We start from the raw sequence: 14,970 nt of genomic DNA, 5'->3' as shown, positions 1-14,970 counted from the left end.
GGGGGGTGGAGACTGGGGGCGCAGCCGGGAGAAGGGACCACGGTGTCGGAGGAGATCCACTTCGCGTCCGCGCGCGAGCTCGTCCGCCGGATCCGGGCGCGGGAGCTGTCTGCGCGCGAGGTCGTGCAGGCGCATCTCGACCAGATCGAGCGGACGAACCCGCAGGTCAACGCCATTGTGACGCTGGTCGCGGAGCGGGCGCTGGAGCAGGCGCGGGACGCCGACGAGCGCCTCGCCGCCGGCGCGGACGCCGGGCCGCTGCACGGGCTGCCGGTCGCGCACAAGGACACGCACGCCACCAAGGGCATCCGCACGACCTCCGGTTCGCCGATCTTCGCCGACCTCGTCCCGGACGCCGACGAGCTCGTCATCGAGCGGATGCGGGCCGCCGGGGCCATCACGATCGGCAAGACGAACGTGCCCGAGTTCGCCGCCGGGTCGCACACGTTCAACCCGGTCTTCGGCCTCACCCGCAACCCCTACGACCTGTCGCGGTCGGCGGGCGGCAGCAGCGGCGGCGCGGCGGCCGCGCTGGCGTGCGGGATGCATCCGGTCGCGGACGGCAGCGACATGGGCGGCTCGCTGCGCAACCCCGCGTCGTTCTGCAACGTCGTCGGGTTCCGGCCGTCGCCGGGGCGGGTGCCGTCGTGGCCGGTGCCGGCGGGCTGGGCGACGATGGGCGTCCAGGGGCCGATGGCCCGCGAGGTCGCGGACGCGGCGCTGCTGCTCTCGGTGCTCGCCGGGCCCGACCCGCGCAGCCCGATCGCCCTGGAGACGCCCGGGTCGGCGTTCGCGGTTCCGCTCGACCGCGACCTCGCCGGGCTGCGGCTCGCCTGGTCCCCCGACCTCGGCGGGCGAGTGCCCGTCGACCCGGCGGTCACCGGCGTCCTCGGACCGGCGGTGAAGGCGTTCGAGGACCTCGGCTGCGCGGTGGAGGAGGCGTGCCCCGACCTGTCGGGCGCGGACGAGGTCTTCCGGACGCTGCGCGCCTGGCACTGGGACCTCGCCCTCGGCCCGCTCCTCGACGAGCGCCGCGCCGACTTCAAGCCGTCGCTCGCCGAGAACATCGAGGCGGGCCGCGCCCTGACCGGCACCGACGTCGGACAGGCCGAGACGCTGCACACCGCGCTGTTCCACCGGGTCAGGGAGTTCTTCGGACGGTACGACGCGCTGCTGCTCCCGGTCAGCCAGGTGCCGCCGTTCGACGCCGAGATCGAGTACCCGGACGAGGTCGCCGGACGGCCGATGCCCGACTACCTGGAGTGGATGCGGTCCTGCTTCCTCGTCTCGGCGACCGGCTGCCCGGCGCTGTCGGTCCCCGCCGGGTTCACCGAGGACGGGCTGCCGGTCGGCCTGCAGATCGTCGGGCCGCACCGGGCGGACCTCGCCGTCCTGCGGCTCGGGCACGCCTTCGAGCAGGCCACCCGGCACGGGACGCGCCGTCCCGCGATCGCCTGAAACCGGACGGGCGGTCAGGACGCCGGGAACGTCGACGGCCTGTCGAGCGGGATGCGCAGGACGAGCCGCGCGCCCTTGTCGCTGTCGGCGGCGACGAGCGTCCCGCCGTGCGCGCGGGCGATGTCGCGGGAGATCGTCAGGCCGAGCCCGGTGCCGCCGCGGTCGCGCTCGCGCCCCTCGGCGAGCCGCTGGAAACGCCAGAAGATCCGTTCGCGGTCCTCGGGCGCGATGCCGGCGCCGTCGTCCAGGACCTGCAGGACGGCGTCGTCCCCGTCCGCGGACACCGAGACCCACACCCGCGAGGCGGCGTGCCGCTCGGCGTTGTCGAGCAGGTTCGTCAGCAGCCGGACGATGTGGTGCGCCGTGGCCCGCACCATGATCCCCTCGGCCGCGTCCACCTCGACCGGGACCCGCCGGGGACGCCGCCCCGTCTCCGCCCGGACCAGCTCCCCGAGGTCGACCCGCTCCCGCGCGACGTGCACGCCCGCGCCCAGCTTGGCGAGGATCAGCAGGTCGCTGACGATGCTCTGCAGCCGGTCGGCGTCGGCGAGCGCGGCGCGGGCGACGGCGGGCCAGTCCTCGTCCTCGGGACGCTCCAGCGCGACCTCCAGCTGGGCGCGGAGGCCGGTGAGGGGGCTGCGCAGCTCGTGCGAGACGTCCGCGACGAAGCCCCGCTGCCGGGCCATCACGGCCTCCAGCCGGCTCAGCGTCACGTTCACCGACTCGCCGAGCTCGGACACCTCGTCGTTCGGCCCGGGGACGGTGACCCGGCGTCCCATCCCCCGGCCGGTGATCTCGGCGAGCTCGGCGCTCATCAACCGGACCGGACGCAGCGCCCGCCGCACCGACAGCGACACGATCCAGCCGACCGCCGTGGTGGCGAGCAGCACCGAGGCCGCGAGCAAGCCGATGAACAAGCCTTTGTACTGGGTGAAGTCGCTGATGGGGGCGCCGGCGTGCACGATCCGCCAGCCGTGCGGCGTCCACACGCTGTCGGTGACCATGTAGACCGCGCCCTTGCCCGGGACCTCGATGGTGCGGTGGTCGGGACGCCCCGGCACGCGCGGCGCGGGCGCGTCCAGCGGGCCCCGCCCGTGCAGCGACTCGCTCGACGCGACCAGGCCACCCTCCCTGTTCACGACCTGGAGGAGCGTGAAGTCGGGGTCCTGGACGGGCAGCGTGCCGTGCGGGTCGGTGTTGCCCACGAGCGTGGTCAGATCGGTGACGACGAAGTTCCCGCGCTCGCGCAGGTCGCCGTACACGGTGCCGCGGACGGCCTGGTAGAAGAGCACGACACCGGCCACCAGAAGGAGCAGGACGATGAAGGTGGCGGCGGCCGTCACGCGGGTCCGCACCGACCAGCACGACGGCGACAGCCTGCCCGCGGATATCCGCACCCCGGCGCCCCTCCCCCTTTCCGGCTCGCACGCGGCACCGGGGGCCGCGCCGCGCTCCAACGCCTGGGGGGAGAACGCAGAACTGGATGTTACCTGGTCATTGCCCTGCGAAACATCGTCCGAGCAGGACCGATGACCGCGCCTGAGCAGGACCGACGACCGCGCCTGAGCAGGACGGATGCCCGCGCGGACGGCGCCTCCCACCCCTGGGGAGCCGCCCGTGCGGGCACCCGATCCGGCGCCGCCCGCCACCCGCGCGCCGAGGAGGAACCCCGCGGACCGGGCCGTGCCGCCGAACCACCGCCCACTCTGCCCGGCCCAGGTGCACGGGGCGCGACATCGACGTGACGTTCACGTTTCCGGCACTTCCTGCGAAGACGCCCAATAATCCGCCGCCGAACGGGGATGCACGGTGACGAGGAGAGCGAGGGGGCCGGGAAGACTCATGGACGGAGACATCAGGCCGCTCGAACCGGCCGATCCGCGCGAGGTCGGCGGGCACACGCTGCTCGGCCGCCTCGGCTCGGGCGGCATGGGCACGGTCTATCTGGGCGCGGACCCGGTGTCCGGCGGGCGCGTCGCGGTGAAGACCATCCACCCGCATCTCGCGGGCGACCCGTCCTACCGGCGGCGCTTCCTGGACGAGGCGTACCTCGCCGGCCGCGTCGCCTCGTTCTGCACGGCGCGGGTCCTCGCGCACGGCGAGGAGGAGGGCCGCCCCTACCTCGTGACCGAGTACGTGGGCGGCGTCTCGCTGCACGACCGGCTCGTCGACGACGGCCCGCTCCCGGCCGCGGACCTGCACGGCGTCGCGGTCGGCGTCGCGTCGGCGCTCGCGGCGATCCACGCGGCGGGCCTGGTGCACCGCGACCTGAAGCCCGCCAACGTGATGCTCACCCTGTCGGGCTGCCGCGTCATCGACTTCGGCATCGCCCGCAGCCAGGACTCCATCAGCGTGACGGCCGCGACCGGCAAGGTCCTCGGCACCCCCGGCTGGATGGCGCCGGAGGTCCTCATCGGCGGGCCCGCGACCCAGGCGGCGGACGTGTTCGCCTGGGGCTGCCTCATCGCCCACGCCGGGACGGGGCGGATGCCGATCGGCGGCGACCCGGCGACCCTGCGGACGGCGTCCGACGAGCCCGACCTGTCCGGGCTGCCGGCGACGCTGGTCCCGGCGGTGCGGGCCGCGCTGGCGCGGAACCCGGTGGACCGTCCGACCGCGTCCGACCTGCTGCTCGCGCTCGTGGAGCAGCCGCCCGCCGACGCCTGGCCCGCGTTCACCCGGACGCCCGCGACCACCCGGACGCCCGCGCTCGCCCGGACGTCGGTCTGCGCCGCGCCCAGGCAGGCCAGCACGTCCGATCCGTCCAGCGCGTCCGACCCGTCCTCGCCGGATCGGCGCGTGGAGACCGACACCAAGGCGTTCACGCCGGTCGCGGTGGCGGGCGCGATGTCGTCCACGCGGGCGCGCCTGCTGGCGGGCCTCGGCGCGGCCGCGGGCACCGTGGTCATCGGGGCCATCCTCGCCGGACGGACGCAGGACAAGAGCGGCCGGCGCCCCTCACCGCCCGCCAGGCACTGGCGCCACTAGCACCAGGACGGCTCCGACCGCGCCGAACCACGCGAACCGCCGAAGCGTCAGATGCGCCAGATCACGACGAGGGCGCAGTCGTCGTCGCGGGCGGCGGCCATCGTCTCCACCAGCTCCCGCGCGCCGCTGCCGAACCCCTGCGGGACGAGCCGCTCCGCCTCGCCGAGCAGCCGGTCGATCCCGGCGTCCAGGTCGCTGCCCGGCGACTCGACCAGCCCGTCGGTGTAGAGGAGCAGCGCGTCGCCGGGACGCAGCGTCCCGTGCTCGGGGACGCATTTCAGGTCCGGCACGACGCCGAGCACCACGCCCTTGGCGGAGCTGACCTGCCAGGCGCCGCTGCCCGCGTCGAACTGGACGGCCGGCGGATGCCCCGCCGACTCGACCGTGTACTCCCCCGTCTTCAGGTCGACGACGACGTGCACGGCCGTGACGAACCCTTCGTCCCAGCGCTGGCGCTGCAGGTAGGCGTTGCAGGCGGGCAGGAAACGATCAGGCTGGACCGATCCAAGAAGTCCCCCGAAGGCACCGGACAGCATCAGCGCGCGCGTTCCGGCGTCGGTGCCCTTCCCGGACACGTCGACCAGCGCCACCTCCAGGGAGTCGCCCTCGTAGGACGACACCACGAAGTCGCCGCCGAACGACGACCCGCCGGCCTGCAGCAGCACGACCTGCGTGCCCCAGCCGTCCGGCAGGACGGGCATCTCGCCCTGGCGCTGCAGCCGGTCGCGGAGCTCCAGCAGCATCGAGTCGCCGCGCAGGCCCTGCACGCCGAGCTTCTGCCGCGTCCGGGCGAGCGACAGCGCCAGCACCGCCGTGATCGACAGCGTGGCGACCATCCCGGGGCCGATCGCGGCGACGTCGTGCCAGGCGTTGTAGGCCGTCATCGCCACCACGACGCCGAGCAGCGCGACCAGGCTCCGCACCCGGAGCAGCAGCCCGCCGCCGAGGACGATCAGCACCAGCGCGCCGGACGGGGCCAGCCCGCGCGAGTCGGTGGACGTGGCGAGCCCGATCGCGATCGCGAGGATCGCCAGCGCCGCGAAGACGTACCGCTCCCGGGTCAGCTTCCCCCGCCTGAGCCACCGGTAGAACGCCACGAGCAGCGGAATCCTCCGCAGCACGTCGCGCACTCGCGGCGGTAGAAGCTGCACCAGTCGTTGAAGCATGACTCGGGCACTGTATCGAGCAATCGCGGCCGCCGGTCGGCATCCGGACCACGGGTGACCTGTTGCACCGGTCCAGCTCCGTATTATCCGGGTACGCGGCTTGTGGACGAGGAGGCGGTTCGATGGTGCAGCCGGGGATGCGGATCACGGTGGACGCGGCGATGCGGGCCCGGGACGTCTCCCGTCCAAGACCCGAAGGCGACCCGGCCCCGGAGGCGGCACGGGGATCGGGAAACGGGCAGGTGAGCGACACGGAGCCGGGCTCGGGTTCGGGTTCCGGCGGATTCGCCGAGCCCGCCAAGCGGACGAAGGCCGCCAAGAACGAGCGGCGCCGCCTCGGCAAGCGCGGCGGCACCCGCAAGCCGCCTCCCCCGAACGCGACCTAGGCCCGCCGGACGATCAGCCCACGGCCCTGGAGTTCTACGGGAGCGGCGGGAGTTCGCCGGTGGTCTCGTAGTCGCCGAGCATCGTGATCCGGCGCGTGTGGCGCTGCTCCCCGGAATAGGGGGTCTGGATGAACAGCTCCAGGAACCGCGTCGCGGTCGCCAGATCGTGCTGCCGGGCGCCGATGCTGATGACGTTCGCGTCGTTGTGCTCGCGGGCGAGCCTGGCGGTGTCCTCGTTCCAGACCAGCGCGGCCCGCACGCCCTTGACCTTGTTGGCCGCGATCGCCTCGCCGTTGCCGGAACCGCCGATCACCACGCCCAGGGTGCCCGGCTCCGCGGCCGTCCGCTCGGCGGCCCGCAGGACGAACGGCGGGTAGTCGTCCACGGCGTCGTACTCGAACGCGCCGCAGTCGACGGCCTCGTGCCCGTTCTCCTTCAGCCAGGAGACCAGGTGCTGTTTCAGCTCGAAGCCGGCATGGTCGGTCCCAAGAAACACGCGCATGGGCCTGATTCTCGCAGGCCCCGCGCGCCGTCCGCGCAGGGGTGCGCCTAGTCGTCCCTGCGGCCGCGGTCGACGATCGTCCGGTCCGCGAGGTCGAGGTCGTCGTCCTCGGGCGTGTCCACGGGCGGCTCGGGCTCGGCGCCGGACTCGGCACCGGGCTCGGCCTCGGGCTCGGCCGGTTCGGGGTCGTCCGCGGCGGTCTCGGGCTCGGACGTCTCGGCGGCGGGCGCGGCCGGGGCCGCGGGCTGCTGGGGCGGGACGGGAGGCGCGCCGAACTGCTGCGGCACGGGCGACCCCGGCTGCGGCACGGAGGCGCCGGGCTGCTGCGGTGCGGCCGCGCCGGGCTGCTGCGGGACGGGCGCCGCGCCCCACGGCGGCTGCTGCTGCGGCTGGCCCTGCGGCGGGACGTACGGGACCGCCGACGGATGCGGCTGCATCGGCTGCTGAGGCATCCCCGGCTGCATCTGCTGCTGCATCTGCTGCTGCATCGGCGGTTGCTGCATCTGCTGCTGCGGCATTCCCTGCTGGGGCATCGGCTGCTGCTGCATCGGCATGCCGGGCTGCTGCGGAGCGAAAGGCGGCCGCTGCTGGAACTGCTGCTGGCCCCCGTAGGGCTGCTGGGCCGCGGGCTGCCGGGCCCCCGTCCGCGCCGAGAGGACGAAGCCGCCCAGGGCGCCGAGCCCGGCGAGCCAGCCGAACACGGCGCCGGCGGTCGCGCCCTGGCTGATGGAGCTGAAGATGATCCGCGACGGGGACGTGAAGTCGAGCGTCAAATGGGCCAGCGGCCCGTACACCAGCCCGGCGATCGCCCCGGCGACGATGGCGGCCCACCAGCCGACGATCACGGCGCCGAGCGGCCCGCGGTCCGGGTCGATGATCCGCGCGCCGCCCACCACGAGCAGCGCCAGCAGGACGAAGAACAGCAGCACGGCGAAGTCGTTGACCAGGACGTAGCTCCAGTCCATCCCGTCGGCCGGGGTGAACCGCCACGCGAGATTCTGGGACCACGACACCAGCGGGCCGATGCCCTCGTCGTACTCGAAGTCGCTCTCCCTGATGGCGTCGACGACCCACTGGTTGTCGAAGAGCAGGGCGATCACGGCGACCGGGATCACCGCGCCGGCCGCCATCATGAACATCCGCCGCATCGTCATGCCCGAAGGGTAGTGCTGATCTCCGGTCGCCGGTAGCCGTTCGTCACCCCGCGTAGGCGGCCGGGAATCGGAACCCCGGATCGACCTGCTCCTCCAGGTTTTCACCCGTCGCCTTGTTCGCCCAGCTCCGGGCGTTCTTGACGTGGAACTCCACGGCCTGGCGCTGGAACTTGTCCCAGTCCTTGCTGCGGGAGTCCACCTCGGCGCGCATGCGGTCGAGCGCGGCGACGTTGCCCTCCTCCAGCGGGACGCCCTGGCGGCCCTGCTCCAGCGCCCGGACGGCGGCGGACTGGCCGACCCAGGTCAGCAGATCGTCGCCGACGTGGTCGCGCAGGTAGGCGACGTCCTCGTCGATCTGCACCTTGTTGCCGACGACGCGGATGGCGACGTCGTAGTTGCGGGCGTACTCGGTGTACTGGCGGTAGACGCCGACGCCCTTGCGGGTGGGCTCGGCGACCAGGAACATCAGGTCGAACCGGGTGAACAGCCCGGACGCGAACGTGTCGGCCCCGGCGGTCATGTCGACGACGACGTACTCGCCCGGCTCGTCCAGCAGGTGGTTGAGGTAGAGCTCGACCGCGCCCGTCTTGGAGTGGTAGCAGGCCACGCCGAGGTCTTCGTCGTTGAACGGGCCGGTGGCGAGCAGCGTGATGCCGGCGCCGCCCGTCCCGAGGCCGACGCCCACCTCCTGCCCGGCCTCGTGGATGGGGTCGTCGCCGCGGAACCGCAGCAGCCGCGAGCCCTCCCCTGGCGGGGTGGTCTTCACCATCGCGGACGCCGAGGCGATCCGGGGGTTGTCGCCGCGCAGGTAGTCCTTGATCTCGGGGAGCCGGTCTCCCAGCGCGGGGATCTTGGCGGCGCGGCCCTCGTCCAGTCCGAGCGCCACGCCGAGGTGCTGGTTGATGTCGGCGTCGACGGCCACCACCGGGAGCCCGCGCCCGGCCAGGTGCCGGACGAAGAGCGCCGACAGGGTGGTCTTGCCGCTGCCGCCCTTGCCAACGAACGCAACCTTCACGAATGCCCCATTTCGGAGATGATAACCATTACCATTACTGAGGGTCGCCACGAGTGTGGCAAGGCGGCGGGACGGGCGCAAGCCGAAACCCCGAACCGAAATTTCAGCTCGCCGAGCGTTCGCCGCGAACGCCCACGAGCTGGGCCTGCGCATGTGAAAGAGCCGTCAACCTAGAGTCGCGGCGGCTGTCAGCGGAGGGCGGCGGCGGGGTCGAAGCCGAAGGGGAGTTCGAGGCGGTGGGTCTTGAGGAGGGCGCCGTCGGTCAGCACGTCGCGGGTCGGCGCGTCCGCGGCGATGACCCCGCCGGAAAGGATCACCGACCTCGGGCACAGCTCCGCCGCGTACGGCAGGTCGTGCGTGACCATCAGGACGGTCACGTCCAGGCTCAGCAGGATCTCGGCCAGCTCGCGGCGGCTCGCCGGGTCCAGGTTGGACGACGGCTCGTCCAGCACGAGGATCTCCGGCTCCATCGCCAGGACGGTCGCGACGGCGACGCGGCGCCGCTGCCCGAACGACAGGTGCTGCGGCGGGCGGTCGGCCACGTCCTGCATGCCGACGCGGGACAGCGCGTCCCGCACCCGGCGGTCCAGGTCGGGGCCGCGCAGGCCGAGGTTGGCGGGACCGAACGCCACGTCCTCGCGGACGGTCGGCATGAACAGCTGGTCGTCGGGGTCCTGGAACACGATGCCGACGCGGCGGCGGATCTCCCGCAGCGCCTTCTTGTCCTTCGGGTCGACCGCGAGGCCGCCGACCCTGACCTCGCCGAGGCCGCCGTGCAGGATCCCGTTCAGGTGCAGGACGAGGGTGGTCTTCCCGGCGCCGTTCGGCCCGAGGAGCGCGACCCGCTCGCCGCGCCCGATCGTCAGGTCGACGCCGTAGAGGGCCTGCGTGCCGTCCGGATAGGCGTAGGCGAGGCCCTTGACGTCCAGGGACGGCATCTCACCGGGCTCCGCGGTCATGAGGTCATCCAAGCAGCCAGCGTCACCAGAGCGGCCGCCAGGGGAAGCGCGGCGGCGGCCGTCCACTGCGCGGCCGTCGCGCCCACGTCGTGGACGACGGGCATTCGCCCGTCGTAGCCGCGGCTCAGCATCGCCAGGTGGACGCGCTCGCCCCGCTCGTAGGAGCGCAGGAACAGCGCCCCGACCGACCTGGCGAGGACGCGCGTGGCGCGCAGGTCGCGGGCCTCGAACCCGCGGGACGCCCGCGCCACCTTCATCCGGCCCAGCTCGGCCGCGACGACGTCCCCGTACCGGAGCATGAACGTGGCGATCTGCGTGATGAGCTGCGGCATCCGCAGCCGCTCGATGCCGAGCAGCAGCAGCCGCGGCTCGGTGGTGGCGGCCAGCAGGATCGAGGCGACCACGCCGAGCGTCCCCTTGGCGAGGATGTTCCAGGCGCCCCACAGCCCGTTCTCGCTCAGCCCTACCCCCAGCACGGTGGTCTCCTCGCCCGTCGCGACGAACGGCAGGAGGAACGCGAACGCGACGAACGGGACCTCGATGACGACGCGCTTCGCGACCGTCCCGAACGGGATCCGGGCGGTCGCCGTGACGCCCGCGAGCAGCAGCGCGTACACGCCGAACGCCCAGATCCGCTCCCGCGGTGTGGCGACGACCAGGAGCACGAACGCCAGGACGGCGACGAGCTTGCACTGGGGCGGCAGCCGATGCACCGGCGAGGCGCCCGGCACGTAGAGCCGGAGCGCCGCGCCGGTCGCGTGGCCCGCGCCCATCAGCCCTGACCGGCAGCCGCGGTCTCCTCGCGCTCCGGAGCCGGGGCGGACGAGCCGCGCCGCCGCACGCCCCAGAACAGGCCGCCCCCGACGAGCAGGACGGCGCCGACGCCGATCACGCCCGACAGACCGCTGGACAGCCGGGAGTTGTCGATGCCCTTGACGCCGTAGTCGCCGAGCGGCGAGTCCTTGAGCGAGTGGTCCTTCTCCTTCGCGCTGATGCCCTTGTCCTCGGCGACCTTCTCCAGGCCGTCGGGGTCGGCGCTGGCGTAGAAGCTCACGATCCCGGCCAGGACGAGCGAGACGAGGAGGAACCCGATGAGGAACCGCTTGGTGGTCATGTCGCCCTCCTCAGGCCCGGGACGGTTCGGCCGGGCCGCCGGCGCCGCCGGGGCTTCCGGGCTGCGGCTTCGTGGTGCGCAGCTCCAGCGGCTTGATCAGGCCGCGCGCCCCGTGCACGAGGTCGGGCCGGACGGCGAGCACGCTGGACACTGTGACCGCGGTGATCAGCGCCTCGCCGATGCCGATCAGCACATGGACGCCGATCATCGCGGCGGCGACGGTCCCGATCGACACGTCGGCCGTCCCGCCGATCGCGTAGAGCACCGTGAACGCGGCGGCCGAGGCGGGCACCGAGACCACGGCGGCGGCGAAGGCCGAACCCGCCACCGACGCCTTCGTCTTCGGCAGCACCCGCAGCGCCGACCAGAACAGCCCGTAGCCGACCAGCACGGTCACCAGCGCCATGAGGGTGATGTTGACGCCGAGGGCGGTGAGGCCGCCGTCCGCGAACAGGAGCGCCTGCATGAGCAGGACGACCGAGACGCACAGGACGCCCGTGTACGGCCCGACGAGGATCGCCGCCAGCGCCCCGCCGAGCAGGTGCCCGCTCGTCCCGGACGCCACCGGGAAGTTGAGCATCTGCGCGGCGAACACGAACGCGGCGGTCAGCCCCGCCAGCGGCGCGGTGCGGTCGTCCAGCTCCCGCCGGGCCCCGCGCAGCGCGATCCCGACCCCGGCGACCGCCACCACGCCCGCCGCGACGGACACCGGCGCGTCGATGAACCCGTCCGGTACGTGCATGCTTCACCCGCCCCTAAGCCGATTGTGCGATAGGGCCAGTTTGAAGCCTTGACATCGCAGTTGCAAGATTCTTGCAATAACCGGAAGCGTGCCTGCTCAGTCGAAGATCGGCTCCCGGGTGCGGGTGCGCTTGAGCTCGAAGAAGCCGTCGGTGCTCGCGACCGCGACGACGCCGTCCCAGAGCTTGACGGCAGCCTCGCCGCGCGGGATGGGCGTGACGACGGGGCCGAAGAACGCGCTGCCCTCGACCTCGATCACCGGGGTGCCGACCTCCTGGCCGACCCGGTCGATGCCGTCCTTGTGGGACGCGCGGACGGCCTCGTCGAAATCGGTGGACTCGGCGGCGTCCGCGAGCGCCGGGTCGAGGCCCGCCGCCGTCAGCGACTCCTCGAAGAAGGCCCGGTCGAACTTCTGCCGCTCGTGGTGGCGGCGCGTGCCCATCTCCGTGTAGAGGCGGCCGAGGACCTCGTTCCCGTACTTCTGCTCAGCGGCGACGCAGACGCGCACAGGGCCCCAGGCGTCCTTGAGGATGCGGCGGTAGTCGTCCGGGATGTCCTTGTCCTCGTTGAGGACGCGGAGGCTCATCACGTGCCAGCGCACCTGGATCGGACGCTGCCTCTCCACTTCCAGGATCCAGCGCGAGGTGATCCACGCCCAGGGGCACAGGGGGTCGAACCAGAAGTCCACCGGTGTGAGAGCGTCCTTACTCAACGTCGCCTCCTAAGGGCGCGATTCAGGGGTATCTCTTTGCGACAACCCGACCTCGGGAGCCCTCATTCCCGGCCGCGCGAAGGTTCGCAGGCCGTGGCGGACGGGCCGTTTCGGCGCCGGGTTGGTAGACATGGGGGCACCAAGCGATTAAGCAGACCAAGGAGTTCATGTGGCAGGCAACCTCACGCGCGACGAGGCGCGGGAACGGGCCCGGCTCCTCACCGTCGAGTCGTATGCGGTCGAGCTGGACCTGACGACGGGTGAGGAGCGGTTCGGTTCCACCACGGTGGTGCGGTTCGGGAGCTCCGAGCCCGGCGCGTCCACGTTCATCGACCTGCACGGCGCCATCGTGCGGGACGTGACGCTGAACGGGAAGGCGCTCGACCCGGCGTCCTACGACCCCGAGAAGGGGCGGGTCCCGCTGCCCGGTCTCGCCGCGGAGAACGAACTCCGTGTCGTGGCCGACTGCGCCTACTCGCGTTCGGGTGAGGGCCTGCACCGGTTCGTGGACCCGGTCGACGACAGCGTGTACCTGTACTCGCAGTTCGAGACGGCCGACGCGCACCGGATGTACACGTGCTTCGACCAGCCCGACCTGAAGGCGACCTTCGAGCTGACCGTGCGGGCGCCGGAGGGCTGGGAGGTCATCACCAACGAGGCCCCAGAGTCGGCCGGGGGCGGGATTTGGCGTTTCCTGCCGACGCCGCAGATCTCCACCTACATCACCGCGCTGATCGCCGGGCCGTACCACGTCGTCCGGGACGAGTACCGCCGCGACGACGGCACCGTCATCCCGCTCGGCGTGTTCTGCCGCGCGTCGCTGGCCGAGCACCTCGACGCGTCCGCGATCGTGGACGTGACACGCCAGGGCTTCGCCTACTTCGAGAGGGTCTTCGGGCGCCCGTACCCGTTCGGCAAGTACGACCAGCTGTTCGTCCCCGAGTTCAACGCGGGCGCGATGGAGAACGCGGGCGCCGTAACGTTCCTGGAGGACTACGTCTTCCGGTCCCGGGTCACGGACGCGGCCTACGAGCGGCGCGCCGAGACGATCCTGCACGAGATGGCGCACATGTGGTTCGGCGACCTCGTCACCATGCGCTGGTGGGACGACCTGTGGCTGAACGAGTCGTTCGCCACATACATGAGCGTCCTGTGCCAGGCCGAGGCCACCAAGTGGACGGGTTCCTGGACGACGTTCGCGAACCTGGAGAAGGCGTGGGCGTACCGGCAGGACCAGCTGCCGTCCACGCATCCGATCTCGGCTGACATTCCCGACATCCGCGCGGTGGAGGTGAACTTCGACGGGATCACCTATGCGAAGGGCGCGTCCGTCCTGAAGCAGCTCGTCGCGTATGTCGGGCTCGACAACTTCCTGGAGGGCGTCCGGCGGTACTTCGACCGGCACGCGTGGGGCAACACCGTCCTGGCCGATCTGCTGGGCGCGCTGGAGGAGACGTCCGGGCGTGATCTGGCGTCGTGGTCGAAGGAGTGGCTGGAGACCGCGGGCGTCAACACGATGCGGCCCGAGTACCAGGTGGACGGCGACGGGAACTTCACGTCGTTCGCCGTCCTGCAGGAGGCGAAGCCCGACTACCCGACGCTGCGCTCGCACCGCCTCGCCATCGGCCTCTACGACAAGACGGCAGAGGGGATCGTCCGGCGGGAGCGCGTCGAGCTGGACGTGGTCGGCGCCCGGACGGAGGTGCCGCAGCTCATCGGGCAGAAGCGGCCCGACCTCGTCCTGATCAACGACGACGACCTCACCTACGCCAAGGTCCGCCTGGACGAGCATTCGCAGAAGACGCTGATCGAGCACATCGGCGACGTCAAGGCGAGCCTGGCACGGGCGCTGTGCTGGTCGGCGGCGTGGGACATGACCCGCGACGCCGAGATGGCCACCCGCGACTACGTCCGGCTCGTCGCGAAGGGCATCCGCGGCGTGACGGACATCTCGGTCACGCAGACGCTGCTGCGGCAGGCGCGCATGGCCATCCAGCAGTACGCCGACCCCGCCTGGCGCAACGAGGGGCTGGCGCTGCTGGCGGACACGCTGTCGGAGCTGGCCCGCGGTGCCGACCCCGGTTCGGACCTCCAGCTCGCCTACACGCAGGCGTTCACCGCGTCCGCCGTGTCGGACGATCATCTGGCGTTCGTCCGGGGCCTGCTGGACGGCTCCCAGGTCCTGGACGGCCTCACCGTCGACACCGACCTGCGGTGGTCGCTGCTGCGCCGGCTCGTCGTCACCGGAAAGGCGGGCAAGGCGGAGATCGACGCCGAGCACGAGCGCGACCGGACGGCCGCGGGCGAGCGGCACGCCGCCGCCTGCACGGCCGCGATCCCGTCCGCCGAGGCGAAGGCGGCGGCGTGGGAGCGGATCGTGTCCGGCGACCTGCCCAACGCCGTCTACCGGGCGACGCTGGGCGGCTTCGTGGAGCCCGACCAGGCCGAGCTGCTGCGGGCCTACGTCGACACGTACTTCGCCGAGGTCGGACGCGTCTGGAAGGAGTGGAGCAGCGACATGTCCCAGACGTTCGCCGAGGGCGCCTACCCCTTCCTGGTGATCGAGCAGGCGACGATCGACCGCACCGAGTCGTACCTGGCGGACGAGCGGCCGCCGCCCGCGCTGGCGCGGCTCCTGTCGGAGGGGCGGGACGGCGTGGCCCGCGCCCTGCGCGCCCGCGCCAAGGACGCCGCGTCCGCCTGACCCGATCTCCCGTGCCCGCCGGTCTGACCAGTCGGGTCTGACCCTGTGCACGACCCCCGTGACCGTGCGAC

14 protein-coding genes are annotated in these 14,970 nt (G+C 72.6%); 4 read left to right on the top strand and 10 right to left on the bottom strand.

The annotated features are described in order from the left end of the window. The first annotated feature begins 42 nt into the window (after nucleotides 1-42). On the top strand, nucleotides 43-1,458 hold the full coding sequence (locus E1287_RS24665) for an amidase (RefSeq protein ID WP_207934436.1): 1,416 nt from the start codon (nucleotides 43-45) through the stop codon (nucleotides 1,456-1,458). Nucleotides 1,459-1,472: 14 nt separating this feature from the next. Here E1287_RS24665 and E1287_RS24660 read toward each other — a convergent pair whose 3' ends face one another. Next, nucleotides 1,473-2,855 carry a HAMP domain-containing sensor histidine kinase gene (locus tag E1287_RS24660; RefSeq protein WP_131967426.1) on the bottom strand — a complete coding sequence of 461 codons (1,383 nt, stop codon included), beginning with the start codon at nucleotides 2,853-2,855 and terminating at the stop codon, nucleotides 1,473-1,475. A gap of 445 nt (nucleotides 2,856-3,300) precedes the next feature. Here E1287_RS24660 and E1287_RS24655 point away from each other — a divergent pair, with 445 nt between their 5' ends. Next, nucleotides 3,301-4,446, top strand: coding sequence for a serine/threonine-protein kinase (locus tag E1287_RS24655; RefSeq protein WP_131967425.1), 1,146 nt, complete (start codon nucleotides 3,301-3,303; stop codon nucleotides 4,444-4,446). A gap of 47 nt (nucleotides 4,447-4,493) precedes the next feature. Here the strand turns inward: E1287_RS24655 and E1287_RS24650 are convergent, their stop codons facing one another. After that, complete coding sequence (locus E1287_RS24650) at nucleotides 4,494-5,612, bottom strand: PP2C family protein-serine/threonine phosphatase (protein ID WP_131967424.1); 1,119 nt, start codon at nucleotides 5,610-5,612, stop codon at nucleotides 4,494-4,496. A gap of 122 nt (nucleotides 5,613-5,734) precedes the next feature. Here E1287_RS24650 and E1287_RS24645 point away from each other — a divergent pair, with 122 nt between their 5' ends. Then, nucleotides 5,735-5,998, top strand: coding sequence for a hypothetical protein (locus E1287_RS24645; protein ID WP_131967423.1), 264 nt, complete (start codon nucleotides 5,735-5,737; stop codon nucleotides 5,996-5,998). A 34-nt stretch (nucleotides 5,999-6,032) separates the two neighbouring features. Here the strand turns inward: E1287_RS24645 and E1287_RS24640 are convergent, their stop codons facing one another. The 8 genes from E1287_RS24640 to E1287_RS24610 form a co-directional block, all read right to left on the bottom strand. Further along, nucleotides 6,033-6,500, bottom strand: a complete 468-nt coding sequence (locus E1287_RS24640) for a ribose-5-phosphate isomerase (protein ID WP_131967422.1) — start codon at nucleotides 6,498-6,500, stop codon at nucleotides 6,033-6,035. A 47-nt stretch (nucleotides 6,501-6,547) separates the two neighbouring features. Beyond that, a complete protein-coding gene (locus E1287_RS43935; RefSeq protein ID WP_165969166.1) occupies nucleotides 6,548-7,654 on the bottom strand; it encodes a hypothetical protein in 1,107 nt (368 codons plus the stop codon). Nucleotides 7,655-7,697: 43 nt separating this feature from the next. Further along, nucleotides 7,698-8,669 (bottom strand): ATP-binding protein, encoded by a 972-nt coding sequence (locus E1287_RS24630; protein ID WP_207934434.1) that lies wholly within the window; start codon nucleotides 8,667-8,669, stop codon nucleotides 7,698-7,700. A gap of 188 nt (nucleotides 8,670-8,857) precedes the next feature. Then, nucleotides 8,858-9,628, bottom strand: a complete 771-nt coding sequence (locus E1287_RS24625) for an ABC transporter ATP-binding protein (protein WP_131967420.1) — start codon at nucleotides 9,626-9,628, stop codon at nucleotides 8,858-8,860. After that, nucleotides 9,625-10,401, bottom strand: a complete 777-nt coding sequence (cbiQ, locus tag E1287_RS24620) for a cobalt ECF transporter T component CbiQ (protein ID WP_131967419.1) — start codon at nucleotides 10,399-10,401, stop codon at nucleotides 9,625-9,627. The genes E1287_RS24625 and cbiQ overlap by 4 nt, the downstream gene beginning before the upstream one ends. Beyond that, nucleotides 10,401-10,742: a PDGLE domain-containing protein gene (locus E1287_RS44885; RefSeq protein ID WP_207934433.1), complete on the bottom strand. Its 342-nt coding sequence runs from the start codon at nucleotides 10,740-10,742 to the stop codon at nucleotides 10,401-10,403. The genes cbiQ and E1287_RS44885 overlap by 1 nt, the downstream gene beginning before the upstream one ends. 10 nt (nucleotides 10,743-10,752) lie before the next feature. Further along, nucleotides 10,753-11,484, bottom strand: coding sequence for an energy-coupling factor ABC transporter permease (locus E1287_RS24615; RefSeq protein ID WP_207934432.1), 732 nt, complete (start codon nucleotides 11,482-11,484; stop codon nucleotides 10,753-10,755). Nucleotides 11,485-11,580: 96 nt separating this feature from the next. Continuing rightward, nucleotides 11,581-12,195, bottom strand: a complete 615-nt coding sequence (locus E1287_RS24610) for a DsbA family protein (RefSeq protein ID WP_131967418.1) — start codon at nucleotides 12,193-12,195, stop codon at nucleotides 11,581-11,583. A gap of 169 nt (nucleotides 12,196-12,364) precedes the next feature. Between E1287_RS24610 and pepN the strand changes: the two genes are divergently transcribed. After that, nucleotides 12,365-14,899: an aminopeptidase N gene (pepN, locus tag E1287_RS24605; RefSeq protein ID WP_131967417.1), complete on the top strand. Its 2,535-nt coding sequence runs from the start codon at nucleotides 12,365-12,367 to the stop codon at nucleotides 14,897-14,899. Nucleotides 14,900-14,970 lie beyond the last annotated feature (71 nt).

Source organism: Actinomadura sp. KC06 (assembly GCF_004348735.1).
Lineage (GTDB): Bacteria > Actinomycetota > Actinomycetes > Streptosporangiales > Streptosporangiaceae > Spirillospora.
This window is presented reverse-complemented; position numbering and strand designations above follow the sequence as displayed.

Excerpts from the sequence above, each read along its gene's own strand:
- cbiQ (WP_131967419.1), bottom strand. The coding sequence starts at position 10,401 with ATGGGCGCGGGCCACGCGACCGGCGCGGCGCTCCGGCTCTACGTGCCG.
- E1287_RS24650 (WP_131967424.1), bottom strand. The coding sequence starts at position 5,612 with ATGCTTCAACGACTGGTGCAGCTTCTACCGCCGCGAGTGCGCGACGTG.
- E1287_RS24640 (WP_131967422.1), bottom strand. The coding sequence starts at position 6,500 with ATGCGCGTGTTTCTTGGGACCGACCATGCCGGCTTCGAGCTGAAACAG.
- E1287_RS24625 (WP_131967420.1), bottom strand. The coding sequence starts at position 9,628 with ATGACCGCGGAGCCCGGTGAGATGCCGTCCCTGGACGTCAAGGGCCTC.
- E1287_RS24655 (WP_131967425.1), top strand. The coding sequence starts at position 3,301 with ATGGACGGAGACATCAGGCCGCTCGAACCGGCCGATCCGCGCGAGGTC.
- E1287_RS24645 (WP_131967423.1), top strand. The coding sequence starts at position 5,735 with ATGGTGCAGCCGGGGATGCGGATCACGGTGGACGCGGCGATGCGGGCC.
- E1287_RS24615 (WP_207934432.1), bottom strand. The coding sequence starts at position 11,484 with ATGCACGTACCGGACGGGTTCATCGACGCGCCGGTGTCCGTCGCGGCG.
- E1287_RS43935 (WP_165969166.1), bottom strand. The coding sequence starts at position 7,654 with ATGACGATGCGGCGGATGTTCATGATGGCGGCCGGCGCGGTGATCCCG.
- E1287_RS44885 (WP_207934433.1), bottom strand. The coding sequence starts at position 10,742 with ATGACCACCAAGCGGTTCCTCATCGGGTTCCTCCTCGTCTCGCTCGTC.